Source organism: Methylococcus mesophilus (genome assembly GCF_026247885.1).
Taxonomy (GTDB): Bacteria; Pseudomonadota; Gammaproteobacteria; order Methylococcales; family Methylococcaceae; genus Methylococcus; species Methylococcus mesophilus.
Genome location: NZ_CP110921.1, coordinates 2,699,369 through 2,724,257 on the forward strand (window position 1 = coordinate 2,699,369; position 24,889 = coordinate 2,724,257).

The 24,889-nt window shown below is 63.5% G+C and carries 23 protein-coding genes; 13 read left to right on the forward strand and 10 right to left on the reverse strand.

The genetic code is table 11. The features are described 5' to 3' along the window. The first annotated feature begins 3 nt into the window (after window positions 1-3). From phoR to nadC, 4 genes are all read left to right on the forward strand, one after another. Window positions 4-1,329: a phosphate regulon sensor histidine kinase PhoR gene (phoR, locus tag OOT43_RS12795; RefSeq protein ID WP_266020971.1), complete on the forward strand. Its 1,326-nt coding sequence runs from the start codon at window positions 4-6 to the stop codon at window positions 1,327-1,329. 196 nt (window positions 1,330-1,525) lie between these two features. After that, the gene (locus tag OOT43_RS12800) at window positions 1,526-2,578 is read left to right on the forward strand and encodes an OmpA family protein (protein WP_266020972.1); all 1,053 of its coding nucleotides are present in this window, start codon (window positions 1,526-1,528) and stop codon (window positions 2,576-2,578) included. 170 nt (window positions 2,579-2,748) lie between these two features. Then, window positions 2,749-3,900 carry a substrate-binding domain-containing protein gene (locus tag OOT43_RS12805; protein WP_266020973.1) on the forward strand — a complete coding sequence of 384 codons (1,152 nt, stop codon included), beginning with the start codon at window positions 2,749-2,751 and terminating at the stop codon, window positions 3,898-3,900. Between the two features lie 3 nt (window positions 3,901-3,903). Beyond that, window positions 3,904-4,746, forward strand: a complete 843-nt coding sequence (gene nadC, locus OOT43_RS12810) for a carboxylating nicotinate-nucleotide diphosphorylase (protein ID WP_266020974.1) — start codon at window positions 3,904-3,906, stop codon at window positions 4,744-4,746. An 8-nt stretch (window positions 4,747-4,754) separates the two neighbouring features. Here nadC and OOT43_RS12815 read toward each other — a convergent pair whose 3' ends face one another. Both OOT43_RS12815 and OOT43_RS12820 read right to left on the reverse strand, forming a co-directional pair. Beyond that, complete coding sequence (locus OOT43_RS12815) at window positions 4,755-5,123, reverse strand: response regulator (protein ID WP_266020975.1); 369 nt, start codon at window positions 5,121-5,123, stop codon at window positions 4,755-4,757. Continuing rightward, window positions 5,120-6,895: a sensor histidine kinase gene (locus tag OOT43_RS12820; RefSeq protein ID WP_266020976.1), complete on the reverse strand. Its 1,776-nt coding sequence runs from the start codon at window positions 6,893-6,895 to the stop codon at window positions 5,120-5,122. The genes OOT43_RS12815 and OOT43_RS12820 overlap by 4 nt, the downstream gene beginning before the upstream one ends. A gap of 51 nt (window positions 6,896-6,946) precedes the next feature. Between OOT43_RS12820 and OOT43_RS12825 the strand changes: the two genes are divergently transcribed. Beyond that, window positions 6,947-8,020 carry a hypothetical protein gene (locus tag OOT43_RS12825; RefSeq protein ID WP_266020977.1) on the forward strand — a complete coding sequence of 358 codons (1,074 nt, stop codon included), beginning with the start codon at window positions 6,947-6,949 and terminating at the stop codon, window positions 8,018-8,020. 5 nt (window positions 8,021-8,025) lie between these two features. After that, window positions 8,026-8,472 (forward strand): type 2 periplasmic-binding domain-containing protein, encoded by a 447-nt coding sequence (locus tag OOT43_RS12830; protein ID WP_266024910.1) that lies wholly within the window; start codon window positions 8,026-8,028, stop codon window positions 8,470-8,472. 13 nt (window positions 8,473-8,485) lie between these two features. Here the strand turns inward: OOT43_RS12830 and OOT43_RS12835 are convergent, their stop codons facing one another. Next, entirely contained in the window at window positions 8,486-9,259 is a 774-nt protein-coding gene (locus OOT43_RS12835; RefSeq protein WP_317133990.1) for a SixA phosphatase family protein, read from the reverse strand. On the opposite strand from OOT43_RS12835, the gene OOT43_RS12840 reads away from it, so the two are divergent. From OOT43_RS12840 to ppnN, 5 genes are all read left to right on the forward strand, one after another. Continuing rightward, a complete protein-coding gene (locus OOT43_RS12840) occupies window positions 9,217-10,803 on the forward strand; it encodes a glucan biosynthesis protein (protein WP_266020979.1) in 1,587 nt (528 codons plus the stop codon). The two genes, OOT43_RS12835 and OOT43_RS12840, sit on opposite strands and share 43 nt — an antisense overlap. Beyond that, complete coding sequence (locus OOT43_RS12845) at window positions 10,800-11,279, forward strand: hypothetical protein (RefSeq protein WP_266020980.1); 480 nt, start codon at window positions 10,800-10,802, stop codon at window positions 11,277-11,279. Before OOT43_RS12840 ends, OOT43_RS12845 begins: the two co-directional genes overlap by 4 nt. Window positions 11,280-11,293: 14 nt before the next feature. Further along, window positions 11,294-13,333, forward strand: a complete 2,040-nt coding sequence (gene mdoH, locus OOT43_RS12850) for a glucans biosynthesis glucosyltransferase MdoH (protein WP_266020981.1) — start codon at window positions 11,294-11,296, stop codon at window positions 13,331-13,333. A 65-nt stretch (window positions 13,334-13,398) separates the two neighbouring features. Beyond that, complete coding sequence (locus OOT43_RS12855) at window positions 13,399-13,953, forward strand: uracil-DNA glycosylase family protein (protein ID WP_266024911.1); 555 nt, start codon at window positions 13,399-13,401, stop codon at window positions 13,951-13,953. A 225-nt stretch (window positions 13,954-14,178) separates the two neighbouring features. Continuing rightward, entirely contained in the window at window positions 14,179-15,543 is a 1,365-nt protein-coding gene (gene ppnN, locus OOT43_RS12860) for a nucleotide 5'-monophosphate nucleosidase PpnN (RefSeq protein WP_317133991.1), read from the forward strand. A gap of 13 nt (window positions 15,544-15,556) precedes the next feature. On the opposite strand, the gene OOT43_RS12865 is transcribed toward ppnN, so the two are convergent. Together OOT43_RS12865 and argS are read right to left on the reverse strand one after the other, a co-directional pair. After that, window positions 15,557-16,198 (reverse strand): SPOR domain-containing protein, encoded by a 642-nt coding sequence (locus OOT43_RS12865; RefSeq protein ID WP_266020982.1) that lies wholly within the window; start codon window positions 16,196-16,198, stop codon window positions 15,557-15,559. 2 nt (window positions 16,199-16,200) lie between these two features. Beyond that, a complete protein-coding gene (gene argS / locus OOT43_RS12870) occupies window positions 16,201-17,961 on the reverse strand; it encodes an arginine--tRNA ligase (protein WP_266020983.1) in 1,761 nt (586 codons plus the stop codon). 115 nt (window positions 17,962-18,076) lie between these two features. Here argS and OOT43_RS12875 point away from each other — a divergent pair, with 115 nt between their 5' ends. Beyond that, window positions 18,077-18,277 carry a hypothetical protein gene (locus tag OOT43_RS12875; RefSeq protein WP_266020984.1) on the forward strand — a complete coding sequence of 67 codons (201 nt, stop codon included), beginning with the start codon at window positions 18,077-18,079 and terminating at the stop codon, window positions 18,275-18,277. On the opposite strand, the gene OOT43_RS12880 is transcribed toward OOT43_RS12875, so the two are convergent. Genes OOT43_RS12880 through OOT43_RS12900 form a run of 5 tightly spaced genes read right to left on the reverse strand, consistent with a single transcriptional unit; the run spans window position 18,274 to window position 24,232 of the window. Further along, entirely contained in the window at window positions 18,274-20,022 is a 1,749-nt protein-coding gene (locus OOT43_RS12880; RefSeq protein WP_266020985.1) for a BatD family protein, read from the reverse strand. The two genes, OOT43_RS12875 and OOT43_RS12880, sit on opposite strands and share 4 nt — an antisense overlap. A gap of 2 nt (window positions 20,023-20,024) precedes the next feature. After that, window positions 20,025-21,815 carry a vWA domain-containing protein gene (locus tag OOT43_RS12885; RefSeq protein WP_266020986.1) on the reverse strand — a complete coding sequence of 597 codons (1,791 nt, stop codon included), beginning with the start codon at window positions 21,813-21,815 and terminating at the stop codon, window positions 20,025-20,027. Beyond that, a complete protein-coding gene (locus tag OOT43_RS12890) occupies window positions 21,812-22,798 on the reverse strand; it encodes a vWA domain-containing protein (RefSeq protein WP_266020987.1) in 987 nt (328 codons plus the stop codon). The genes OOT43_RS12885 and OOT43_RS12890 overlap by 4 nt, the downstream gene beginning before the upstream one ends. 11 nt (window positions 22,799-22,809) lie before the next feature. Continuing rightward, entirely contained in the window at window positions 22,810-23,286 is a 477-nt protein-coding gene (locus tag OOT43_RS12895) for a DUF4381 domain-containing protein (RefSeq protein ID WP_266020988.1), read from the reverse strand. Window positions 23,287-23,290: 4 nt separating this feature from the next. After that, complete coding sequence (locus tag OOT43_RS12900; RefSeq protein WP_266020989.1) at window positions 23,291-24,232, reverse strand: DUF58 domain-containing protein; 942 nt, start codon at window positions 24,230-24,232, stop codon at window positions 23,291-23,293. Between the two features lie 232 nt (window positions 24,233-24,464). On the opposite strand from OOT43_RS12900, the gene OOT43_RS12905 reads away from it, so the two are divergent. Continuing rightward, complete coding sequence (locus OOT43_RS12905; protein ID WP_266020990.1) at window positions 24,465-24,866, forward strand: hypothetical protein; 402 nt, start codon at window positions 24,465-24,467, stop codon at window positions 24,864-24,866. Window positions 24,867-24,889: the final 23 nt, after the last annotated feature.

The following is a 24,889-nucleotide window of genomic DNA, read 5'->3' on the forward strand; positions in this document are numbered from 1 at the left end:
CGCATGCTTCGGGCCTGGGCTTCCGAATTCTTCACGATATTCTGGGTGCTGCTGGTTGCGGTCATCGCCGGCCGAATCGTCGACGACTCCGGCTTCGCCCTGTGGGTCGGCACGGCCTTGTACCTGCTTCACCACCTGTTCCACGCCAACCGGTTGCATGCCTGGATGCGTGGCGGGCGGAGCGGGCGTATTCCCGCCGGCACGGGAATCTGGGAAGAAATCTATTATCTGATCCACAAGCTGCGCCGCCGCAACAAGCGGCGCAAGAAGCAACTCATCCGCATGCTGGAACAATTCCGGACGGCAACCGCCGCCTTGCCGGATGCCACCGTAGTGTTGGGGGCGCGGGATGAAATCGACTGGTTCAACGAGTCCGCTTGTCACCTCCTCGGACTGCGCAAGAGCGATCTGGGCCAGAACATCGGCAATCTGGTGCGCTATCCGAAGTTTGCCGAGCACCTGAAAAATCCGAGGCACAGTGCGACCGTCAGCATCCCTTCCCCGGTGGACGAGGCGATGCAGTTGGAAGTCAGGATCGTCCCCTACGGCGAGGACTCCAGGCTGCTTATCGCTCAGGACGTGACGCAGCTTCGTTTCATGGAGCGTGTCCGCAGCGACTTCGTGGCGAACGTTTCCCATGAGCTCCGCACGCCTTTGACGGTACTGAGGGGATACATGGAAACCCTGAACGACGGTGGGCAGGATCTCCCGGCGTCCGCCTATGGAAAAATGGTCCAGCGCATGGTGGAACAGACCGGCCGCATGCAGAGCCTGGTCGACAATCTGCTGTCGCTGACACGGCTGGAATCGGGCCCGCCCAAACCGGCGACCGTCGTTCGGGTTCCCGCTCTGCTCGAGCGGCTGTGCAAGGAAGCCAACGTGGTGGAGGCGAATGAGCACACGCCCGTGCGGCTGACGCTCGATTCCCGGGATTCTTTACTGGGCAACGAAACCGACCTGCACAGCGCATTCGCCAATCTGATTTCCAACGCGATCAAGTACAGCAGGCCGTCCGATACCGTGACAGTACGCTGGTCCCGGGAAGAATCGGGCTGCGCCCGGCTGGATGTCGAGGATACCGGCCCGGGGATTCCGAAAGAACATCTTCCCCGCCTCACCGAACGTTTCTATCGGGTCGAAATCGAAGGCTGCCGCAACAAGTCAGGCACTGGCTTGGGACTCGCCATCGTTAAGCACGTCATGTCGCGCCATGATGCCGAACTGCTCATCGCCAGTGAACTCGGTCGAGGCAGCCGATTCACCTGTCTTTTTCCGCCGAGCCGCGTGGTGTGCGGGGCGGATGCCGACCTGCCGGATCTGCCGGCGTAATGGGCCGGTTCCATTCCGTTACACCGTTCACTATCATTCTGCCCGAAGATCTTGAGACGGACCTTAAACCCGCCTGTCAACAAAATTCTATGGAAGGGGTGGGATTGTGGTTGCGCTACGCTGCGAGGCTGTTTTACTATTGGGCCTGTTGTTTTATCGCGCGTGATTTGTTGCATTTTTGCTAAGGAGACGGGGTATGATTAAACGCACTTTGATAGCGCTGGGCATGGTCGCCGCAGCGACTGCTTCGGTACAGGCAGATGACACTTTCATGGATGACCGCTGGTACGTCGCGCCGTTCGGCGAGTACTACTACACCGGCAAGAGTCCTGGACTCGTTTCCCAGGGTTGGGGTGCAGGTCTTGGCATCGGCAAGATCATCAACGAATATTTCAACATTGAAACGCGGTTCATCTGGAACCACTTTCAGGGCAACGCCACCAACCGGCCTATTTTCGGGCAGCACTACAACGCCCAGTTGGACCTGCTCGGCGGCACCGTCGATGTCCAATACTATTTCTCGCGCGACACCTTCCAGCCGTATGCCGTCATCGCGGCCGGCGGCGCAAGCTGGGGTGGGCACGAAAATTATCGTTCGACCCGCTTCATCGGGGAGGCCGGTTTCGGTGCCAACTATGAGCTCAGCGACAACTTCCTGCTGCGCAGCGATATCCGTTATCGTGCAAACATGGGGACCTGCGACAACTGCGGCAATATCAATGGGTTTGTCGTGAATGTCGGCTTCGAAGTCCCCTTCGGCGAGAAGCCCCACGCGCCCGTAGCCGCCGCACCGGTTGCGCAGGACACCTGCGAATCGCGTGATTCCGACGGCGACGGCGTGAACGACTGCCTCGACAAATGCCCCGGCACGATGAAGGGCGCGAAGGTCGACAGCGACGGTTGCTTGATCCGCATCGAGCTCCATGGCGTCAACTTCAAGTACGATTCGGCCGAGCTGACCGACAGCGCCAAGCGCATCCTGGACGAGACGGCGGAAAACCTGATCGTCTTCCCGGAGAAGCGTGACATCGAAGTTGCCGGCCACACCAGCACCGAGGGCACCAACGAGTACAACATGCGCCTGTCGATTCGCCGCGCGCATTCGGTGGCCGACTACCTGAAGGCCAAGGGTGTGACCAACCAGCTCTATCCGAAGGGCTATGGCGAGGAATACCCGCTGGTTCCGGAGCATAGCGAGGCGGATCGCGAGAAGAACCGCCGCGTGGAACTGATCTGGATGGGCGACTGATACTGGGCCGGCTTCGGCCGGCCTTCACAGCTCAGCTTAGCCTGCAAACCCGCCTTCCGGCGGGTTTGCTTTTTTTGGGATATGCCGACGAAGTACAATCGGCTCGCAGACGGCCGGATTCCGGGCAAAACCTCTCTGCTGTCGATTTACCCTATTCATGAGGATGTCAGGTGCTAAATAGATTTCCGGCGTATGCCGCCGCTTCAATCCTGTTTTTTCATGCCGCAACTGCACAGGCGGAATTCGGACGCCCTTACCTGCTGATTGCAGGCTCGTCGACGATTTTCCCCCTGGCCAGTGCCGTGGCGGACCATGTTTCGGCTTCGGGAAAAGTGCGAAAGCCGAAAGTCGAGTCGACCGGAACCGGTGGCGGCATCAAGCTGTTCTGCGAAGGGACGGGTCGGAACTATCCCGACATCGTGCTTGCTTCCCGCATCATGAAAAAGACTGAACGGGACGAGTGCGGGCTCAACGGCGTGAACGAAATCACCGAGTTGAAGATCGGCTATGACAGCATCGTCGTAGCGCAGTCGCGCAAGGACAAGCCTTTGGCCTTGACCAATCGAGACCTGTACTTGGCTCTGGCCAAGACGGTTCCTGATCCCAAGTGTGGCGGCTCCTGCGACAGGCTGGTACCGAACCCCTACAAGAAATGGAGCGAAGTGAATCCGGCACTGCCCGATGCGCCCATCGCGGTTTGGGGGCCGCCTCTGAGCTCCGGAACCCGCGATACTTTCGCCGAGGACGTGCTCGAAGCGGGCTGCGCGAGTTTTCCGGCGATGAAACAGATGATGCTGGCCAACGAAGCCAAGTTCAAGAAACTCTGCCAGACTATCCGCGAGGACGGCGTTTACGAGAACGAGCCGGAAAGCGGCATCATCGATCATGTCGAGGGAGGCCAGGGCCTGGGCATCGTCGATTTCGGCGCCCTCGCCAAGCACAAATCCGAGCTGGCCGCGGCTTCCATCGAAGGCATCGAGCCGACCTACGAATCCGTCAAGTCGCAGCGCTATCCGGTTGGGCGTCCCCTCTACATGTACATCAAACAGGCGCATTTGGGACTTGCACCGGGCATGGAGGTTTATCTCAAGGAGTTCACCAGTGACAAGGCCTGGGGAGACGAGGGTTACCTGATTGCCGACGGCTTGATTCCGATGCCGTCCGCCGAGCGGACCATCGAGCTGGAGAAGTTGAAAGGGATCGTCGCCTCGGCGGAGCCCGCGGCAGCGAAGAACGGAAAGAAATCGGGAAACAAGGAAGGCAAGCCGGCCGGCAAGGCCAAATCCGCGACGGGCAAGGGGTCCAGGAAGACGCAAGGGTAGGCGGTGAATGCGGCCCCTGTCGAGCTGAACCTCGACGACATCGAGCGCTATCTTTCGGAAGACATCGGCTCCGGCGATCTGACTGCGGACATCGTCCCGGCCTCAGTTTTCGCCAGGGCCGAGGTCGTCACACGGGAGCCGATGGTCTTGTGTGGGCGGGCTTGGTTCGAGGCGGTCTTCCGGCGGCTCGACCCTGCGATCGAGCCGGCCTGGTTCGTGGAGGAAGGCGGGGAAGCTTCCGCCGGTACGCTTCTATGCGGAGTCGAGGGCAGTGCCAGGGCATTGCTCAGCGGCGAACGCACGGCGCTCAACCTGCTGCAGACTCTGTCCGGAACGGCGACCGTGGCCCGCCTTTATGCTCGGGCCGTCGCGGGCACCGGCGTGAGGGTGCTCGACACCCGGAAAACCCTTCCCGGCCTGCGCTTGGCCCAGAAATACGCCGTGCGGTGCGGAGGCTGTCATAATCACCGCGCGGGTCTCTACGACGCCGTGCTTATTAAGGAAAACCACATCGCGGCCGCCGGCTGCCTCGTTGAGGCAGTGGCGATGGCGCGACGACTGCATCCGGAGGTCATGGTCGAGGTCGAGGTGGAAAATTTCGCGGAACTCGAAGAGGCTTTGGCCGCTGGGGCCGACCGGATCATGCTGGACAACTTCGAGCGGAATGCCTTGAGCAAGGCGGTTGCCGTTGCTGCAGGGCGTGCGGAACTGGAAGTGTCCGGCAACATCGATCTCGACAATATTCGTGCCGTCGCGGAAACCGGGGTGGATTTCATTTCAGTGGGCGGATTGACCAAGCACCTCCGCGCCATCGATCTGTCCATGCGTATCGCCCTGCTCGGCTGACGGCCGTCTCATTGTGATTCCAACGCTTTGCGTACGACCGATTCCACCCGGTCCAGGCAGAGCGGGCGTACCAGATAGTCGAACGCACCCTGATTCAGGGCGGTGACTGCACTTTCGTCGGTGCCATAGGCTGTCACCAGGATGACCGGGGTCGCAATGCCCTTGGCCTTCAGCGCCGCGAGCAGGCTCAACCCGTCCAGTTCCGGCATGTTGATGTCGGTGATGATCAAATCGATGGCGCGTTCGCCGAGTTGCTTCAGGGCCGATTTTCCATCGGCTGCCGACAGCACTTCGCAGCCCAGGCGGGACAGCAGTATCTCCAGCATCCGCCGGCCGTTGGGTTCATCGTCCACTACCAGGATGCAGGGTTTGGTCATGAAATGGTTTCCTCCTTCAGTGGCAGGCTGACCTTGAAGCGCGCTCCACCCCACTCGGAGGCTTCCGCGACGATGCGGCCATGATGGGCGTCGACGATCTGGCGGGTGACGGTGAGCCCCAGGCCGATGCCGCCTTCGCGAGTGGTGAAGAACGGATCGAACACCTTTGGGCGGTTTTGCTCGGGAATTCCGGGACCATCGTCGTCGACTTCTACGGACAGTACTTCCCGATCGGAGCTCGAGCGGACTTCCACACGTCCCCCGGAAGGGGTGATCTGGATGGCGTTCATGACAAGGTTAAGGAACACTTGCATCAGCAGCTCCTCGTCGCACGCCGTTGTCGAATTTTCCGCTTTTAGCGAGCAGCCGAGGCGGATGTTTTTTTTCCGCGCCTGAGTCGCCAACAAATCGGCGACGCGCCGCACGATGGCATGCACATCGCACGCCCGCATTCTCGGCGGGCGGGGTCGGGCGCATTCCAGCAGGGTGGAGATCAGCCGCTCGAGCCGCGCCGACTCCTCGAGCATGAAGCGGGTCAGTTCGAGCCCTTCGGCGCTCAGTTGAGGCTCGCGCTGGAGCATCTGCGCCGAGGTGTGCAGGATTCCCAGGGGGGTTCGCACCTCGTGCGCCATGATTGCGGCCATTTCGCCGACCATCGCCAGCTTCGCGGCGTGGATGACTTGCTGGCGGGATTGTTGCAAATTTTCGAGCATCTGCCCGAATGCCGTTCCCAGTTCCCTCACTTCACGGGTGCCGGCGATGTGAGGGCCGACGGGGTTTTCGTGACGCACGAAATCCTGGGTCCAGGCTGTCAGCCTGACCAGGGGGCGGGCGATCCTGCCGGCGACCGCCAGCGCGGCGACGCTAGCGAGTAGCCCGGTGATAAGGAAAGCCAGGCTGAACAGCCAGAGCAGCGCCCTCACCGAGCGAAAGGCCTGATCGGTCGGCTCGAATACCAGGACCGACCAGCCGAGGCCGGCATAACCCTGATAGCCGCGGGAAGCGGCATGTCCGATCAATACCTCGCCCTCCAACAGCGGCATGCCGTTCCGGGTGAACGTCGCTATGCCGTCGGGGCGCCAGTCCGACAGCACTTTTGCCAGCAGGAGTCCACGATCGCGCAACGACGCCGAACCGGCAATCAGACGCCCTTCCTGGTCTACGAGAGCGACGTACCGGTTGCCTGAAACGGAATGCTCGGCCTGATCGAACAGGCGGAAAATCTGCCACAGGTCGAATGCGCCGTACAGGCCGCCGATTTCGCCTCCATCGTAGCGGCTGTAAACCGGGGCGTGGATTAGGAGGGAGGCTTGGCTGTAGGGCGCTTGCAGATCCAACGGTTGCAGGAAGACTTCGCCATTGGGCAGCTTGGCGCCGACCCAGGTTGCCTGGATCGCCTGGGTTCGGCCGATGGCGGCGGCGGTGCTGGAGGCGACGATACGGCCGGTCCCGTCGGCGAAGAAGAGCTTGCTGTACACCTCGCCATAGCCGTGGCAGATATCCGTGAGGAAGCGGGCGAGCCGTTTGTCCACATCGCCGACTCTGGCGTCCTGCATGACGTCCAGCCGGCTCCAGGAATGGATGTTCTGCAGGCGCTCGAACAACTGCATGTCGACCTGTTCCATCAACAGCGTGGCGTCCTTGGCGAGGTTGCGGCCGATTTCCGCCGCCAGCGCTTCGCGCGAGGCGAAGAACGAAAGGCTCGCCAACAGGGCCGACGCCAGGAAAGTCAGCGACAGGAAGGCGATCAACAGCAGGCGGGAGATGGTCATGAGACGGGAAAGGGAGTCCGGTTCGCGAAGTTAATGTAACATTCGTCGTTCGTGTGGAGCCTGCTTTCGCAGGCCCAATTTTTTACCATCCTGTCGCCGACGGCCAAGCTTTTGCTCGCCCGACTTTTTCTCTTCCTCTCGGTTCTCGCCCTGTCTGCCGCGCGGGCCGAATCGGGCGGCGATGGCTCCAGCTATCAACTGGGGCGCGGTTTAGCCGTCGGCGATACCGGCATTCGCTTCGGGGGCTATGCCAGCGTCGAAGCGGGGGCGCCGAGTCCCGGCCCATGGGAGTTCAGCGTCAGCGACCTCAGCCTTTTCACGACCTGGACCGACCACGCGCACTGGCGCTTCTTTTCGGAAACCGAGGTAGGCGAAGCGCTGACCGCTGGGGGGAACCAGGGCCTCAGCACACGCAACGCGCATTTCGAACTCGAACGTCTGTACATCGACCGGCTGTTCGACGATTTGTTCTCGCTGCGTTTCGGCAAATTTCTGACCCCCGTCGGCCGATGGAACCTGCTCCACGCCAGTCCCCTGACCTGGACCACAACACGGCCGGTCGCGACCTACGATCTGTTCTCCAAGCATGCCACCGGCCTGATGCTGCACGGCGGGTTCCCCGTGTTGGATCGGCGCATGGACTATGCCTTTTATGCCGACCTGACCGAAGAGCTCGATCCGTACCGCTCGGCCGATCCGTTCAACAATGCTCTGGGTTCCCATTGGCTTTATTCGGCGGCGGACAACCTGGAACTGGGGCTGTCCTATGTCAATTACCAATTGCATGACGATCCCAGCCACCGCTTCAACCTCGTCGGCGTCGAAGGGGCCTGGTTTTACCGCAGGTTCGAATTCAACACCGAGTGGGTGTACCGGAACGGCGGGCTCCAAGGCCTGTACCAGGGCTTTGTGCAGGGGGTGGCGCCGCTGGTAAGCCATTGGTACGCCATCGGGCGCTACGAGTATTTCGATCAGGTACAGCAGCCAGCCGGGCAACTGGGCGTGTTCGGACTGGCGTTCCGACCCGTTCCGCCGCTGGTCTGGAAGGTGGAATACCGGATCGGCACCCATAACGAAATTTCGGCTCCGGACGGTCTGTACGGGTCGTTTGCGGTGTTGTTTTGATCGCCGTGCGCCGGTTGCTCCTGGTCCTTGTTCTCGCATCCTGGCAGGCGCTTCCCTGGGCGGAGGAGTCCATTGCCGTAGTCGTCGCGGCGGGAAGCCGGCTGGACAAGCTGTCCCTCGATACGGCCAAGCTCATCTTCAAGCGTAAGAGCATGGTGGACGCCTACGGCGACCGCTGGATTCCAGTAAATCTGCCTCCCGCGCATCCGTTGCGCCGGATTTTCTCGCTCGCCGTATTCGATACCCTGCCGGAGGACATGGAGGAATACTGGAACGAGCAGTATTTCCAGGGCATCAATCCGCCAGAGGTGCTCTCGTCCGAGGAGGCCGTGCTCCGGTTCGTCGCTGCCACGCCGGCTGCCATCGGCTACGTCCGGTCAGCCCAGGCCGATGCGCGAGTGAAGATCCTGTTGCTGGTCCGGTCGGCAGCCGACCTCGGCGAGCCCCCTTGAGAAACTCGAACCTTCAGGGCGACAGGTGTTTCTTCGGGTAGTCGAAGAATTTCAGCCGACCGGCGCCTTCCATGACATGCGTCCAGCTATAGACCGGGAATTCGATCGCCACCATGCCGCAGGTGGGTAGTTCTCCCAGACTTTCGCCGGTGAGGCAGGAAGCGGCTTCGGACAGGTCGGGATTGTGGCCGATGATGTAAACCCGCTCGTCCTCGTCATTAAGCGCTTGCACGAGTTCCACAACGGCCCGTCTCCCGCCGAGATAGATTTGTTCTGCGATGACGATGGCGTCTTTGTCGTAGCCGACTTCGCCGGCAATGAGGCGGGCGGTTTTCCGCGCGCGCCGCGCGGGACTGGAGACCATGCAATCCGGTTCCATGCCTCTGAACCGGAGGAGGCTTCCCATGAAAGGGGCGTCGCGCTTCCCTCGCTCGTTGAGAGGACGGTCGCGGTCAGTGAGCGACGGGTCGGTCCAAGCGGATTTCGCGTGCCGGATCAATAGCAGTTCTCTCAAAAGCCTTTTCCTCTCTCGGGACTGACGGCTGGGGTTCAAGTTCAGGTAATTGGCGCCCCGTTGTATACTATGAATGGCTCGATGTGCGCGAGCATTTTGATATCTAATGCCGTCGGCGAAGATGCGCCGGGCGCTTTGACGGGCGCTGCCACATCCGTAGCTCTCCCCGCCCGGCGGCGTGCCGGCACTCTGATTGGTTTTTTGCAACTCTCTTGGTGAGAACAATTCCATTGAACAGACGCACCGGGATGCTCCTGTATCTGTGCCTGGCATGGGCCGGCGGTTTTGCACACGCAGGCCCGGCGAGACAGCCGGCACCGGTGCCGCTTCCGAGTTCGACTCCGCTGCCGACGGCCGCGGAGGAACACAGACCCTTCGGTTTCGATGCGGTCGAGCAGCGTGCGCGAGCGTTGGCGGCGCAGCCCTATGTCCGCGACGACGGCGGAGTGCCGGACTTCCTCGGCAAACTGGACTACGACCAGTACCGCGACATCCGCTTCAAGGCCGACAAGGCGCTGTGGCGCGAGGAGGGTCTGCCCTTCCAGGTCCAGTTGTTCCATCGGGGATTCATGTTCAAGGATCGGGTCGTGATCAACGTGGTCAGCAACGGCGAAGCGACCCGGCTGGCTTATTCGCCGGAATTGTTCGACTTCGGCAAGAACCCGGTGCCGGGACCGCTCGATGCCGATCTCGGTTTTGCGGGGGTGCGGTTCCATTACCCCCTGCGCCGCAACGACGTTTTCGACGAAGCCAGCGTCTTCCTTGGTGCCAGCTATTTCCGCGCGGTGGGGCTGGGCCAGACGTACGGCCTTTCGGCGCGGGGGCTCGCGGTCGACACCGGGCTCACCAAGGCGGAGGAATTCCCGATTTTCCGGGAGTTCTGGATCGAGAAGCCGGCGCTGGGCGGGTCCGAGCTGGTCGTGTATGCGCTCATGGACAGTCCCAGCATCACCGGCGCCTATCGCTTCGTGCTGCGGCCGGGCCTCGATACCGCCATGGACGTGACCCATCATCTCTATTTCCGCCGCAAGGTCGAGCGTCTTGGGATAGCGCCGCTGACCAGCATGTTCTTCCACGGCGAGAACACCGACCGCTTCGCGGACGACTTCCGCCCCGAGGTCCACGATTCCGACGGTCTGCTCATCTCGCGCAGCAACGGCGAGTGGATCTGGCGCCCGCTGAACAACCCGCGCCATCTGCGGATCAGCGTGTTCCGGGACGAGCGGCTCACCGGTTTCGGCCTGCTCCAGCGCGACCGCGGATTCGACCATTACCAGGACCTGGAAGCGAGTTATCATCGCCGGCCCACCTCCTGGGTCGAAGCCGTGGGCGACTGGGGCCCCGGTGCGATTTATCTCATCGAGATTCCGAGCGATGCGGAAAAATATGACAACATCGTTTCGTTCTGGGTGCCGGATCAGCCGACCGATGCGGGCAAGGAAATGAACTTCTCGTACCGGCTGCATTTCACTTCCGACGAGTTGATGGCGCCGCGTTCCGGCAAGGTCCAGGCGACCCGGATCGGCGCGGGCGGCACCAATGCCCAGGAAGCCGGCAGACGCAAGTTCGTGGTCGATTTCGCCAGCGAAACCCTGAAACTCTATGGCGAAGACGCCAAGATCGAGGCGGACGTCGGCACGTCTTCTGGCTCGATCCGGGACACCGTGGTCCACAAAAACACCGAGACTGGGGCTTGGCGCCTGAGTTTTGAACTGGAGCCCGAGAAAGACAAGGATCCGGTCGAATTGCGAGCGGTGCTGCGCGCCGGCAAGGATGTGCTCACCGAAACCTGGCTGTACCAGTGGAGTGCCCAATGAGCGCGGAGCCGGCGGCCGTTTCCGCGGTCATGGCATCGGAGCCGACCGGGCACGTGGCTTCCGAAGTCGGAGAAGCCGTCAAATCGTATCTCAGGCGCCTTCGATTCCGGGACCCGGCCCTCATTGACAGGCTGACCGCGGAATGCGTCGAACGCGCGCGCCGGCGCGTCGCCCGGCACGATTCCGCAGAGCTGTCACGGCGCGCCATCGAGGAAGCCCAGCGGCGGTTGGACCAGGCGCTGGCGCGGGCGCTGGGCGTGAATGCCAGCCGCGAGCCGTCGTTGATCGCGGGTGCACGCGCCGCCTTGCTGCTGGGGGATTTGGGGATCGGTGCCGACGAGCTCTACCTGAATGCCTCCGCCAACCCGGAATTCGCGTCGCGCCTGCAGCGGCACCGGCCCCAGGCTCAGCCTCCCGAGGCACCGGTGGCGATGCAGCCGCAGAAGCTTCGCTTCTTTCTTTTCAAGTCCGTCTGATTCTCAAGATCCACATGGCCGTTCATTCGCCGATGCCCCGCCGGCCCAGGCTGTTCCGTAGAACCGTGTTCCTGACCCTGGTGACGCTGACGACCTTCGCCGCCATGTTCATGATCACCAGTGCCTTCCAGCAGAACGGCCTGACGCCCCAGGAACTCGTGCTGCTGCTGCTCTACACCCTCCTCATACTGTGGATCAGCACGTCGTTCTGGACTGCGACGATCGGGTTTCTGGTCCTGCTGTTCGGCGGCGACGGCCAGTCGATCGGCCGGTTGCCACCGATGGCGTCGCCGGAACCGGAGGCGACGCCGCTGCGGACGGCCATCGTCATGCCGATCTACAACGAGGACCCGCACCGGGTGTTTTCGGGCCTGGCGGCGATTTGGCAATCCCTGCTGGAAACCGGGCGGTCCGACGGTTTCGAGTTGTTCATCCTCAGCGATACCCGCGATCCGGAGACCTGGCTTCAAGAGGAAACCCGCTGGTACCGCCTGTGCGAGGAGTTCGACGGGCACGGGCGGATCTTCTACCGCAACCGTGAAAAAAACGTCGCCCGCAAGAGCGGCAATGTCGAGGAGTTCTGCCACCGCTGGGGCAACCGCTATCGCTACATGATCGTGCTCGACGCCGACAGTCTGATGAGCGGCGAGACGCTGGTGCGCATGGTGGACCTGATGGAGGCGCATCCCAACGTTGCGCTGATTCAGTCCCCGCCCCTCCCGGTCAATCAGAAGTCGCTGTTTGCGCGAATCCTGCAGTTTGCCAGCAGCCTTTATTCGGACATATTCACCGCGGGGTCGTCTTACTGGCAACTCGCCGACAGCAATTACTGGGGCCACAACGCCATCATCCGCGTGCAGCCGTTCGTGAAGCATTGCGGTCTGCCCAAACTGCCGGGCCGTGAGCCCTTCGGTGGCGAAATCCTCAGCCACGACTTCGTCGAGGCCGCCCTGCTGCGGGAGGCGGGCTGGGAAGTTTGGCTGGCCTACGAGCTTGCCGGCAGCTATGAAGAACTGCCGCCCACCCTGATCGATTACGCCAAGCGCGACAGGCGCTGGTGCCAGGGAAACCTCCAGCACGTTCGGATGGTGTTCGCCCGCGGACTCTCCGGCATCAGCCGGCTGCACTTGGTCATGGGCATCATGTCCTACCTCTCGTCCCCGCTTTGGCTGCTGTTCCTGCTCATCACCGGCTTCGAGGCCTATATCCGTAGCCAGACCCTCCCGGTGTACTTCTTCGGCGACAACATATTCCCGGTCTGGCCGGAGTCCTACGCTGTCGAAATGACGACGGTCCTCCTGGTCACCCTGGCCATGCTGTTTTTGCCCAAGTTGTGGAGCCTCCTCCTGCTCTTTACCCGCAACCGCCGCAAGCTCAAGGCGTTCGGCGGCATTTTCCGGGCGACGCTCAGCGTGTTTTTGGAAAGCGTGTTCTCGATTTTCACCGCGCCGGTGCTGATGCTTTACCAGAGCAAATTCGTGATCTCCATTCTGGCGAGGAAGAGCGTGGGCTGGCCACCGCAACAACGGGATGCGCATGGCCTGAGCTTCAAGGAGGCGTTCCTGGCCCACGGCGGACAAACGCTGGTCGGCTTGGTCGCCGGCGCCCTCAGCTATCATTACGTGCCCAGTTTTTTCTGGTGGTTCACACCGGTTCTTGCTGGCCTCGTTTTCGCCATACCGACTTCCATGATTTCCAGCAGCGCCGGGCTAGGCCTCTTCGCCCGCCGGCTGGGGCTGTTTCTGACCCCGGAGGAGTCCCGCGCGCCCCGGGTGATAGAGCTCTTGCAGCAAAACCTCGAGCGCGATTCAGGCGTAGAGGACAGCGGCTACGGCAAGGTCGTCGATCCTGCCGCGTGTGCGCTGCATGCGGCATTGCTGCCGCAGCGGCTCCCGAAAAAGCGCCTGCGCCATCAGCTGCATGCGCTGATGTATCAGCTGGTGGAGGAGGGTCCGGAAACGCTGTCTGGCGCCGAGAAGCGCAGCCTGATTTCCGACCCAGACACACTGATGCGTCTGCACACCCTTGCCTGGACCAGGGGCGAAAGCCATTGACGGATGTCTCGGAAGCGATAGGTCGGCATCAGGCCGACTTGCGGCGGTGCAGCCGCTGCCCGGACATGGTGCCGCCGGTGGTCATGGGCAGGCCCGTCGCCTCTCCGGTGTACCTGGTCGGACAAGCGCCGGGCGCGAAAGAGGGCGTGTTGGGCAAGCCGTTTGCCTGGACGGCGGGGAAGACGATGTTCCGCTGGTTCGCAGGTATCGGCCTGGACGAGGAAGCATTCCGGGAGCGGGTATACATGGCCGCGGTGTGCCGCTGTTTTCCCGGCAAGAACCCGAAGGGCGGAGACCGTGTCCCGGATCAGCACGAGATCGACCAGTGTTCGGTCTGGCTGCACACCGAGCTCGATCTGCTCAGGCCGGCCTTGATCATCCCGGTGGGAAAGCTTGCGGCGAGCCGTTTTCTGGCGTTCGGGCAGCTCTCCGAGATCGTGGGGAAGCGGCACCGCGTCGAAATGGATGGCATGGGGGCGGATCTGATTCCGCTGCCGCACCCATCCGGTGCATCCACCTGGCATCGCCGCGAGCCCGGCAAGAGTCTGCTCGAGCAGGCGCTGGTGCTCATTCAGAGCCATCCCGCGTGGCGCTCTCTCAGTGATCCGGATGCACATTGACAGGGCATTCATTTGCGAGTTGTGCACAATTGCCCTGGTCGCCCCGGTTTGTTGACGGTCTTTGGCCTATGCCGAAGATCAATTTTGCAAGTCTTTGTTTTGTAAATAGTCTTATAAAGATTCTGAGACCCAGGGCGTGAATGCTGTGGCAGTTGACGAAGCGATTCAGGCATATCCCGCGCTTTTCCCACAAAGTTATCCACAGGTTCTCCGCCAGTTGAGCCCATGTCACCCATGAATGTCCAGGTCAGCCCGGAAGGCAGCCTCGAAGTCCTGTCCAAACTCGAAGCCGGAAAGCTGCTCGACAGCAGCGAAAGCGCTCTCCACGAACTATTCCGTAATTGTTCGCTGGCGGTGCTGAACTGCGGCGGCCAGGTCGACGATAGCAAGGCGGTGTTCGAAAAGTACCGCAATTTCGACATACGCGTTCTCCCCACGGCGCGCGGCGTGCGCCTGGAACTCATCAACCCGCCGCAAAGCGCGTTCGTGGACGGCGAAATGATCCGAGGGATACGCGAGCACCTGTTTTCGGTGCTAAGGGACATCGTCTATACCCGCTTCGAGATCGTCGGCGACCCGAAATTCGATCTGTCCGAATCGCGGCACGTTACCGACGCGGTGTTCCATATTCTCCGCAACGCCAATTGCCTGGTTCCCGACGTGCCGCCGAACATGGTGGTGTGCTGGGGCGGTCATTCCATCGATCGGGGCGAGTACGAGTACACCAAGGAAGTCGGCCACGAGCTGGGTCTTCGGGGGCTGGACGTGTGCACCGGCTGTGGACCGGGCGCGATGAAGGGGCCGATGAAGGGAGCTACCATCGCCCACGCCAAGCAGCGTATCAGAAAGCCGCGCTACGTCGGCATCAGCGAGCCCGGCATCATCGCCGCCGAACCGCCCAATCCGATCGTCAATGAGTTGGTCATCATGCCCGACATCGAAAAGCGCCTCGAGGCCTTCGTGCGGACGGGCCACGGCATCATGGTGTTTCCCGGCGGCGTGGGCACTGCCGAGGAGATTTTGCACCTGCTCGGCATCCTGATGCATCCGGAAAACAAATACCTGCCGTTCCCCCTGGTTTTCACCGGGCCCCGCCAGAGCGCCGGCTATTTCGAGCAGATTGACCGTTTCATCGAGGCGACCCTGGGACAGGAAGCGCGGAAGCGCTACGAGATCGTGATCGGCGATCCGGCGCAGGCCGCCAGACAGATGAAGGATGGCGTCGACCTGGTGCGGCAGTTCCGGCGCCACCATGACGACGCCTATTACTATAACTGGCTGCTCCACATCGAACCGGCGTTTCAGGCGCCTTTCGTGCCGAGCCACGAAAACATGGCCGGCCTCGCCCTGCACCGGAACCAGCCTCCTCATGCGCTGGCGGCGAATCTGCGGCGGGCTTTCTCGGGCATCGTCGCGGGGAACGTCAAGGCCGACGGCATCCGCCGGATCGAGCAGGAAGGTTTGTTCGAGATCCGCGGCGACCGTTCGATCCTCGATCCCCTGGACGAATTGCTTTCGACCTTCGTGGCGCAGAAACGGATGAAGCTGCCGGGGACGAAATACGAGCCGTGTTACCGGCTGGTCGCTTGAAATCTGGGCCGGCTCAGCGCTTCGCGGCGGGAGCGGGGGACAGGCGGGGCGTCATTTTCTGCACTACGCTGTCGATCCCGTTTTTTTTGAGTATCGAGCGCAGGCGGTCGGCTTCGGCAAGATTGTCGTAAGGTCCGACCTTCACGCGGAACCACTCGACGTTTTCTATCTTTACGCTCTCCAACCGGGCCTTGACCTTGAGCTTGATCAGGTCTGTGCGCATTTTTTCGGCATCGGCCCGCGATCGGTAGGAGCCTGCCTGGACGATGTAGCCGCCGCCCGGCGGCGACTTGCCCTGTTCCTCCTCGCGCTTGATGGTCCGTATTTCGGCTTCCGGGATGATCTCTTCCTTTTCCGACAATATCTTGTAAAAGGTAAAGCGTGGCGGGTTGGCTTTCTTGCCGGCGGTGGGGGCGGGTGTTTCCAGGCTTCTGGCTTCGGTATTGTTTCCAGCTTGTCCCGATTCCGCCTGGCCGGGCCTGGTTTCCGGGGACGGACTCACTGAGGCCGTTTCGGCATGTTTGGAAAGGACGACATAGGCTCCCCCGCCGGCTGCAAGGCACACCGCGGCGATGCCCGCCACCAGCCAGCCGCGCTTGCGTCGGCGCCGTGCCTGGCGGTAACCGGGAACCCTGTGTTTGTAATCCTTAGGCATTTCTACATGGTTTCGGGAGCAGACACGCCCAGCAAGCCGAGACCGTTGGCGACGACTTGCCGTACGGCATCGATCAGATTCAGACGGGCGTCCCGCAGGTCCCCGTCCTCGACCAGGAACTGGCAGCTATTATAGTAGCCGTGGAATTCTGCGGCGAGGTCGCGCAGATAGTGCACCAGGTGATGCGGCGCGTATTGCAGCGCCGCCTGCTCCAAGATTTCGGGATAGCGCGAGAGGTTGCCCGCCAGCGCGAGTTCGTGCGGCTCGCTCAGCCTTTCGAGATGCTGCATCCCGCGCCCCAGATCCCGCGCCCAGCCCTTTTCGTCGAGCTGCCGGAACACGCTGCATACCCGGGCGTGGGCGTACTGCACGTAGTAGACAGGATTTTCGTTGGTGCGGGAAGTGGCCAGCTTGAGGTCGAAATCCATGTGCTGGTCGGATTTGCGCATCACGTAGAAGAACCGCGCCGCGTCCTTGCCGACCTCGTTGCGGAGCTGGCGCAGGGTGACGAATTCCCCGGAGCGGGTGGACATCTGCACCCGCTCCTCGCCCCGGTACAGCACGGCGAACTGCACCAGCAGCACTTCCAGTTTGCCGGCATCGCCCCCCAAGGCCTGGATGGCGGCCTTGACGCGCGGGATGTAGCCGTGGTGGTCGGCGCCCCAGACGTTGACGATGCGGTCGAAGCCGCGCTCCAGCTTGTTCAGGTGATAGGCGACGTCGGAGGCGAAATAAGTGGTCTGGCCGTTCTCGCGCACCAGCACCCGGTCCTTTTCGTCGCCCAGCCGGGTGGAGGCGAACCATTGCGCGCCATCCTTCTCATAGACGTAGCCCGAGTCCTTGAGCTTCAGCAAGGCCCGCTCGACCGCGCCGGTTTCGGTCAGGCTCAGCTCGGAGAACCATTCCTGGTAATGGGTGCCGAATTCGCCCAGATCGTCGCGGATGTCGTCGAGGATGCTGTCCAGGCCGGCAGTGAACACCTCGCGGTAACGCTCGGGGCCGAGCGCGTCCTTCGCTTTGCGGACCATCGCGTCGATATATTCCTCCTTGTCGCCGCCCTGGGGTTCGTCCGGCGGCAGCCCGGCCAGGACGTCGTCCGCGGAAATCCGGTAGCGCTCGCCCTGGGCGCGGTGGAGGTCAGCCGCCACGTCGCGCACGTATTCGCCGCGGTAGGCGTTGGCCGGAAACGGCAGGACTTCGCCGCAGTTCTCCAGATAGCGCAGCCAGACGCTGGCGGCCAGGATGTCCATCTGCCGCCCGGCGTCGTTGACGTAGTATTCCCGGTGCACGTCGAAGCCGGCCGCTTCGAGCAGGTCGGCGACCACCGCGCCGTAGGCGGCGCCGCGGCCGTGACCGACGTGCAGCGGTCCAGTGGGATTGGCGGAGACGAATTCGACCTGCACCCGTTTCCCGGCCCCGTTCTTGCTGCGGCCGAAGCCCGGACCCTGGGCGTGTATCTCTGCGATGATCCGGTGCTGGGCGGCCGGGTCGATGAAGAAGTTGATGAAGCCTGGACCTGCGATTTCGGTGCGGACGACCGCCGGGTCTTCGGGAAGCGCCGCGCAAATCCTTTCCGCCAGCTGGCGCGGATTGCAGCGGGCGGATTTGGCCAGCAGCATGGCCGTGTTGGCCGCGAAATCGCCATGCGCGGGATCGCGGGTGCGTTCGATCTGAAGCGGTACTTCCGCGTCGGCGGGCAGGTCGCCCGCGGTTTGCAGTCGCTCCATCGCGCTGCGCAGCAAGATTTCCAGACGCTTTTTCATGAACGGGGAGCCGGGGAAAAGGAGAGTGGTGAAAAAGGATTTATTATCCTATAAAGGCAGGCCTGCCGCGCAATGCGGCGGACACGCCTTTCGCTATCGGAGATAACCAATAAACATGACCAAACGGGATATTTTCCACCGCCTCCGCGTGGGGCTGGCCCTGCTCGTCGGTTTCCTGGTCGGTAAATTTCTCGGGGAGCATTTCGGCCACCATGCTTCCGAGTTCTTCATCGGAGGGTTCCTGTTGGGTTTCCTCCTGACCCATGGGCTCTACTGGGCCATCGACAGGGCATTCGGCGACCACGCCCCGCTCTAAGGCGTGGTCTCGGCTGGCGGATGCAAGGAGACGATCGCCGTCGGAGCGCGGTTCTCCGCCCTGGATTTGCCGAGATCGGTGGTGACGATCGCGGCCCACAGGGCCGTACCTTGCCACTCCGTCCGGGGATGCCCGTAAAGCGCCCGGCTGAGCGTCTGGACGGCGTTCTTGAGCTCGCCTTCGGAGCGTCCGGCAATCCCTTCCAAGGACGTTTCGCTGTCCGGCCAGCGCAGCGAGGCCCAGTCGAGCAGGGCGCGGCGGGTTCGTTCGGGATCGTTGGCTGCACAGGCTTCCTTCAGTTCGCGCATGCGCCGTTGGTCGGAAGGTTTCCGGGATCCGGGCGGATTTTTTGTAATTTCCTCCCGATTCCGCCGGGCCGCTCGCCACCACAGGCCCCCTGTGATCAGCCATCCTCCCGCGAGGATGAGGCTGAGCCAGAACCAGACCGGAGAGGCCGCCATGCCGCCTTCCGCCTGTCCGGCGGCGGATGCAGGCGCGGTGTTTGCCGCTTCCGCCGCGGTTGCGGGCGCGGAGGTCGGGACCGGCTGGACCGGCACCGCGGCACCTGCGCCGACTTCGATCTCGCGTTCGGGGAGGCGCGCCACTTCGATTTTTTCGGTGGCGATGTTCCACCATGGCACCTCGATGGCGGGAAGAGTGTAGCGGCCCGGCTTATCGGGGATCAGGGCCGTCTTTTCCTGGCGGGTGCTGATGAGTCCGGTACCTTGCCGCTGCTCGTCCATGGCCGGCTGGTCGGGATAACGGCGGATGTCCGCTGGGACTCCCGCCAGGCCCAGTTCCGGCAGCACCCCTACGGTAGCCCCTTGCACCCGGAGCGTGAGGGTGCGCGTGAGCGGCTGGCCGGCCTCGACCCTGGCGTTGTCGGGCGACAGGGTTTCCTCCAGCATCACGTTTTCCGCGGGCAGCCAATGTTTGCCCGAAAATGCGGCAGGGGCCGGCCGCACTTGCAGCTCGACGGCCTCGGATTGCAGGCTGACGGTCTTCATCGGGCGCCCGAAGAACGGGTTGAAGCCACCCCGTCCGCCGGCCTGCACTTCGGCGTCCAGGGTCAGCGGCGGGATACGCAGGGCGCCGCTCTTCTGCGGAAAGATGGCATAGCGGATTTCGGTCGCCGCATAGGTGTTGCCGTTGCGTTCCGTCGAGAAATTGCGCTTGTCCCCCAGTTGCTGGACCAGTGCATCGGGAATCTCCAGCGGACTCAGCTGGGCCCGCCCCAGATTGGTCCGGTAGAGCACGCGTAGGGTATAGATCGCCTGTGCCTGGACGTACGGGTTTTTCGGCGAGGCGTCGACTTCGATCAAGAGGGCGTCGTCACCCGAACCGCGCGCCTGTCCCGGCGCCGGCCGGTCCGTGACCGTCACAGTCAAGGCCCTGGAGCGGTCGGCGCCGAAAGCGACGGGCGGCACGGTCAGCTTGCCAGCATGTTTGGCGACAACCGAGACGGTCCATTCTGTGCTGCGGCTGAGCTTGCCGTTGACCATCGAGATCTGGCTGTTCTGGCTTTGGCCCAGCACCCGGAAATCCTGATTCAGCGGGGAGAAGTCCGGCTCATCGTCGGGCGATTCGCCGGCGCTGAAGGTGAGGTTGAAAGACTCGTTGAGGGGTATGGGGTCGCGGTCGGCCGTAACGGTGATTTCCGCAGCCATGCCGGTGCCGCTCAGGCCCAGGTACAGCAGCAGGCCCAGGATCATCAGGCGCCATGCCTGTCTGTGTTGTTTCGCCATGTTCATTGTCCTCCCGAGCGTTGCTGGCGCTGCCGGTATTGATAGAGGAACTTGCGCCGAAGCAGGCCGCCGGGATCGTCTGGAATGCGTTTGAGCCATTGCTCGGTGGCCTGCTCCTTTTCGTCTTCGGATCGGGATTCGGCTTGCGGCATCTTTTGCTCCTGGTTCAGGCCTTCCTCGCCGGCTGGTTCTTGTGGCTGCGGCTGGGGCGATGACGACGGAGGCTGCTGCTGCCCCTCTGCCGTTTCGTGTTGCTGTTCCCGGTTTTGCTCACCCGCCTGTTCGGGCGCTTTTTCGTCCTGCTGGGGGGGCTCCCGAGACTGATCCTGGTCAGATTTCTGCTCCTGAGGATTCTGCTGGTCCTGGTTGCTCCCGTTCTGGTCCTTCTGTTCCTGATCCCGGTTCTCGGCATCGGATTGCGGCTTCTGCTGTTGCTGCTGTTGTTTCAGGGCCTCTTCGACCGCTTCGCGGTTGTGGCGGGCGTCTTCGTTATTGGGATCGAGCCGGAGGGCTTGATCGTAGGCCTTGAGGGCGTCGGGAAGTTTGCCGGCCCGGGCCAGGGCGTTGCCCCGATTGTAGGCGGCATCGGCTGTGTCGAGCCCCTCCAAGGACTTGGCCGCTTCCTCGTATTTGCCGGCGCGGTACTCGGCCGCGCCTTTCCAGGCCGGATTCCGGAAGTTCCCGGCGGCCTCGTCGAATTGCTTAGCTTGGAAGGCTTCCGCGGCCTGCTGGTCCGGGGTCTGCCAGAGCCCTTGCCAGTCCAGTGCCTCTGCGGGGCGCGGCAATGGCAGGGCGAACACCAGTAAGGCCAGCCAGCCGCGGCGGAAGCCCAATGCCGCCAAAGGCAGGACCAGCAGCAGCAGCCAAGGGCCGCGGTCTTCCCACAGCTCCAGTTTCATGGCGGCCTCCATGCCCTCATTGCGGCGGGCGCTTTGCTCGAAGAAGGATGTGAGGGCGTCGGTGGCCGCGGCGCCGGCGCTCAATTCGAGGTAGCGCCCGCCGCCCTGGCCGGCCAGCTCGCGCAGCGCGGGTGCGTCCAGGCGCGACAGTTCGATCTCGCCGTCGGCGCCCTTGCGGAAGCCGCCGCTTCGCTGGGGAATCGGTACGCCAGTTTCGGTGCCGATGCCCAGCACCGAGACCCGGAAGCCTTCGCCGCGCAGCTTCGCCGCCAATGCCTCGGCTGCCGGGTCCGCCTGCACCGCGGCCAGCAGGATGTCGCCCCGCCCGAAACCGCCATCCCGCAGCAGTTGGGCGGCCAGGGCCAGCGCACGCCCGACGTCGTGGCCCGTGGCCGGCACCAGGTCGGAACTCAGGGCTGGGAGCTGGGCGTCGATGGTGTCGACGTCGTCGGTCAGCGGCGTTACCGTGAAAGCATCGCCGCCGTAGACGAGCAGCGCCGTCTGGCCGTCCTTGCGGTGCTTCAGCAGGTCGGTGACCGCATAGCGCAGCCGGGTGAGGCGCGAGGGCTGAAGGTCGGCTGCGTCGATGGCCGGGGACAGTTCCAGCGCGATCACCAGCGCCGACTGGTTCCGGAATGCCGGCATCTGCTGACGCTCCCAGGTGGGGCCGGCTGCAGCCAGGACCGACAGGACACCGACGATCGTGCCGAGCCACCACGACAGCTTCCCGGTCCGCCCCGGCGTGCCGATCAACAGATGCGGCAGCAGGTCGTCGTCGCAGATATTCGCCCAGTCGCCCTCCCCCTGCCTGCGGCGGCGCCAGTACCAAAGTGCCAGCGCCAGGGGAATCCAGGCCGCCAGCCAGAGCGGGCGGAGAAAATGAAATTCCATCATGAGGCGTTCCTTCCGCGCAGCCACAGCGCGCCGACGCCGGCCAGCAGCGCGAGCGTCAGCGGCCAGGGATAGAGTTCGTCGCGGGGTCGGAAATACTGGGCATCGCGCGAGGCGGGTTCGAGCTGGTCCAGCAGGGTGTAGATCTGATCCAGCTCCTCGGTGTTGCGGGCGCGGAAATAGCGTCCCCCCGTCTTTTCCGCGATGGCGGTCATCGCGGCCTCGTCCAGGTCCTCGGAAGGATTGACCCGGCGGGTGCCGAAAAAGTCGCGCACGATCATTTCGTCCGCGCCGACGCCGATGGTGTAGATCTTGAGCCCTTCCCGCGCGGCCAGTTCGGCGGCCTGCAGCGGCTGCACCTGGCCGGCGGTGTTGGCGCCGTCGCTGAGCAGGATCAGCACCCGCTGGTCGGCCGGATTGTCGCGCAGGCGCTTGATCGCCAAGCCGATGGCATCGCCGATCGCGGTCTTGTCGCCGGCCAGGCCGATCGCGGCCTCGTTGAGCAGGTTCTGGACGGTTTTGCGGTCGAAGGTGAGCGGCACCTGGAGATAGGCCTGTTCACCGAACAGGATCAACCCGACCCGGTCGCCGGTGCGCCGCTCGATGAAAGCGGTCGCCACCCGCTTGACCGCCTCGAGCCGGTTGGAGACTTCGCGGTTGACCACGAAATCCTCGATGTCCATGCTGCCGGACAGGTCCACGGCCAGCATCAGATCGCGTCCGCTCACGGTCTGCTCGATCGGCTCGCCCAACCACTGCGGCCGGGCCGCGGCGGCGACCAGCAGCAGCCAACCCAACGCGGCGAGGATCAGCGGCGCGCGGCTGCCCGGTACCGCGGGGCTCGCGTTGCCCAAGTCGGCGAATTCTCCGGCGAAGGCGACCCGCAGCGCCGCTCCGCCGCCGCGCGGCGCGGGCCGCCAGAGCCAGCGGACGGCGAGGGGCAAAGGCAGAGCGAGAAACAGCAGGGGCCAGGCGAATTCGAACATGATGCGGGGGATCAGTGAGCGCGGCGTGCCGGCCGGGGCAGTTTACGCGCCCAGTCCCGGCACAAGGCGAACAGGGCGGCCGGGTCCGCTTCGCTGGCGGGCCGGTAGGGTGCGTCGGCGAGGCAGCGGCCGGGGCCGTCGCGGAAGCGGCGGTCGCCCAGCACGGAATCCAGCCGGTCCAGCCAGGCCTGGCCGGTCAGCCCTGCCACTTCCTGCCGGGGATAGAGAGTCAGGCAGGTGCGCCGCAACAGGACCGAGACCCGCCGGGCTTTTTCGGCCGGCTCGAGGCCGTCCAAGGCTTCGATTGCGGCCAACTCGCGCAGCACTGCTTTTCTCAGCGGGTTGCGGATGAGGCGTTTCCAAACGAGCCATAGGATCAGGGTCAGCGCGACGGCCAGCAGGGGCGCCAGCCACCAGCCGGGCGCAGGGGGCCACCAGCCAACCGGCGGGGGCAGATGGATGTCGCGGAGATCGAGTTGCGGCTCCATGCCTTCAGCGTGTTTTCGACGAGGCGCGCAGCGCCCGCTGCAGGAAAGCCAGCGGATCGTCCGCGGTGGAACATTCGAGCCAGCGCATGCGATGGCCGCGGGCGTAGCGCTCCAGTGCGCCGCGGCGCGTTTCGAATTTCTCGCGCCAGCGCTCGGCGCTGCGGTGGCCGGCGTCGAAGGCCGTTTCCCGGATCGTGTCGCTCACCCGGAAATGGCCCGATTTCGGCAATCCCGCCTCCAGCGGATCGTACACGAACACCAGCACCACCGAGGAATGCCGCGCCAGGGCGCTCAGGGCGGTTTGCGCGGCGGTGTCGAAGCCGCGGAAGTCGCTGAGCACGAACACCAAAGTCCCCGGCTTCACGTGCTGCTGCAAGCGTTTCATGGCCGTGGCCGGCACGGCTTCGGACGCCGCTGTCGGCAGCGCGGGAGCCTGCGCCTCCGCCAGTTGCCGGATGAGGCGAAGCACCCCGCGCTGGCCGTGCTCTGGCTTGAATTCGCTGCAGCCGTGATCGGAAAAGACCTGGCCGCCCACCCGATCGCCGTGGTGGCTTGCGCTCCAGGCCAGGAGGGAGGCGAGCTGGGCGACGCGCACCGATTTGAACGCCCCGCGGGTGGCGAACCACATCGCCGCGCGGTAGTCCACCGACAGCATCACCGGCCGCTCGCGCTCTTCCCGGAACAGCTTGGTGTGGGTCCGGCCCGTCCGCGCCGTGACCCGCCAGTCCAGGTTGCGGACGTCGTCTCCCGGGGCGTAGGGCCGCGACTCGTCGAACTCCATCCCGCGCGCCTTGAAGCGCGAGAGATAGCCGCCGCTTTCCACCGCCTTCACCGCGATCCGGTACAGGCCGATGCCGGAGGCCGGATGGTTCAGGCGGATCAGCCCGGCCAGCGAGGGACGGACCAGGTCGGCGGAAGGGCTCGCCGGATGCGGAACACTACTCATCGGAACTCAAAGGCAAAGCGGGGGCTGATCGGGAGCGAACGGGGTGTGCTGTGAAAAGCGGACCGGAAGCGGCATTTCGATGCATTCGGAAGTGGTGATTAAAGCGTTACCCGGCGGCGCGGTCAAATGTGTTTGTCTGTCCTTGCGTTTGGAGCCGGTTCTTGGCCGTCAAGCTAGAGCCGTTTCGATACACTTGCCGTCATCCCATCACCAACGCGTCCAGACCCCCACCATGAGTAAATCGATTCTGTTGAGCTTGATTCCGGCTATGCTGGCCGGTTGCGCGGGGGCGGTGGACAGCCTAGACAGCGACGAGGCCCTGCTTGCTGCGGCGGGCTTCCGGGCCGTGTATCCCCGCACCGCCGATCGTATCGATCAGCTCTATTCCCTCCCGCCGGGACATCTGCTGGCGGACAACGCGGGCGACCATGTCGATTACCTGTATGCCGATCCGGCCCATTGCGGCTGCTATTACCAGGGCGACGACGCTGCACACGAACGCTTGAAAAAGCTGCTGGCCGAAAAAGGCCGCGCGGACGCGCAGCTCCAGGCGAGCCTGTGGCAACTCGACCAAAGCATGAACTACGGCATGATGTACGGCGGTATGTATGGCGGAGGCTGGGGACCTTGGTGAGGTGTTGGTCTCGCCTTTGCCCG

What these genes read in the sequence shown, in the direction of transcription:
- OOT43_RS12835 (WP_317133990.1), bottom strand. Translation starts at nt 9,259, where the DNA reads ATGCCAGGCACAGATACAGGAGCATCCCGGTGCGTCTGTTCAATGGAA.
- OOT43_RS12900 (WP_266020989.1), bottom strand. Translation starts at nt 24,232, where the DNA reads ATGAGTAGTGTTCCGCATCCGGCGAGCCCTTCCGCCGACCTGGTCCGT.
- mdoH (WP_266020981.1), top strand. Translation starts at nt 11,294, where the DNA reads ATGGCCGTTCATTCGCCGATGCCCCGCCGGCCCAGGCTGTTCCGTAGA.
- OOT43_RS12885 (WP_266020986.1), bottom strand. Translation starts at nt 21,815, where the DNA reads ATGATGGAATTTCATTTTCTCCGCCCGCTCTGGCTGGCGGCCTGGATT.
- OOT43_RS12875 (WP_266020984.1), top strand. Translation starts at nt 18,077, where the DNA reads ATGACCAAACGGGATATTTTCCACCGCCTCCGCGTGGGGCTGGCCCTG.
- ppnN (WP_317133991.1), top strand. Translation starts at nt 14,179, where the DNA reads ATGTCACCCATGAATGTCCAGGTCAGCCCGGAAGGCAGCCTCGAAGTC.
- OOT43_RS12800 (WP_266020972.1), top strand. Translation starts at nt 1,526, where the DNA reads ATGATTAAACGCACTTTGATAGCGCTGGGCATGGTCGCCGCAGCGACT.
- OOT43_RS12820 (WP_266020976.1), bottom strand. Translation starts at nt 6,895, where the DNA reads ATGACCATCTCCCGCCTGCTGTTGATCGCCTTCCTGTCGCTGACTTTC.
- OOT43_RS12855 (WP_266024911.1), top strand. Translation starts at nt 13,399, where the DNA reads ATGGTGCCGCCGGTGGTCATGGGCAGGCCCGTCGCCTCTCCGGTGTAC.
- phoR (WP_266020971.1), top strand. Translation starts at nt 4, where the DNA reads ATGCTTCGGGCCTGGGCTTCCGAATTCTTCACGATATTCTGGGTGCTG.
- OOT43_RS12890 (WP_266020987.1), bottom strand. Translation starts at nt 22,798, where the DNA reads ATGTTCGAATTCGCCTGGCCCCTGCTGTTTCTCGCTCTGCCTTTGCCC.
- OOT43_RS12905 (WP_266020990.1), top strand. Translation starts at nt 24,465, where the DNA reads ATGAGTAAATCGATTCTGTTGAGCTTGATTCCGGCTATGCTGGCCGGT.
- OOT43_RS12815 (WP_266020975.1), bottom strand. Translation starts at nt 5,123, where the DNA reads ATGACCAAACCCTGCATCCTGGTAGTGGACGATGAACCCAACGGCCGG.
- OOT43_RS12845 (WP_266020980.1), top strand. Translation starts at nt 10,800, where the DNA reads ATGAGCGCGGAGCCGGCGGCCGTTTCCGCGGTCATGGCATCGGAGCCG.
- OOT43_RS12880 (WP_266020985.1), bottom strand. Translation starts at nt 20,022, where the DNA reads ATGGCGAAACAACACAGACAGGCATGGCGCCTGATGATCCTGGGCCTG.
- argS (WP_266020983.1), bottom strand. Translation starts at nt 17,961, where the DNA reads ATGAAAAAGCGTCTGGAAATCTTGCTGCGCAGCGCGATGGAGCGACTG.
- OOT43_RS12895 (WP_266020988.1), bottom strand. Translation starts at nt 23,286, where the DNA reads ATGGAGCCGCAACTCGATCTCCGCGACATCCATCTGCCCCCGCCGGTT.
- OOT43_RS12865 (WP_266020982.1), bottom strand. Translation starts at nt 16,198, where the DNA reads ATGCCTAAGGATTACAAACACAGGGTTCCCGGTTACCGCCAGGCACGG.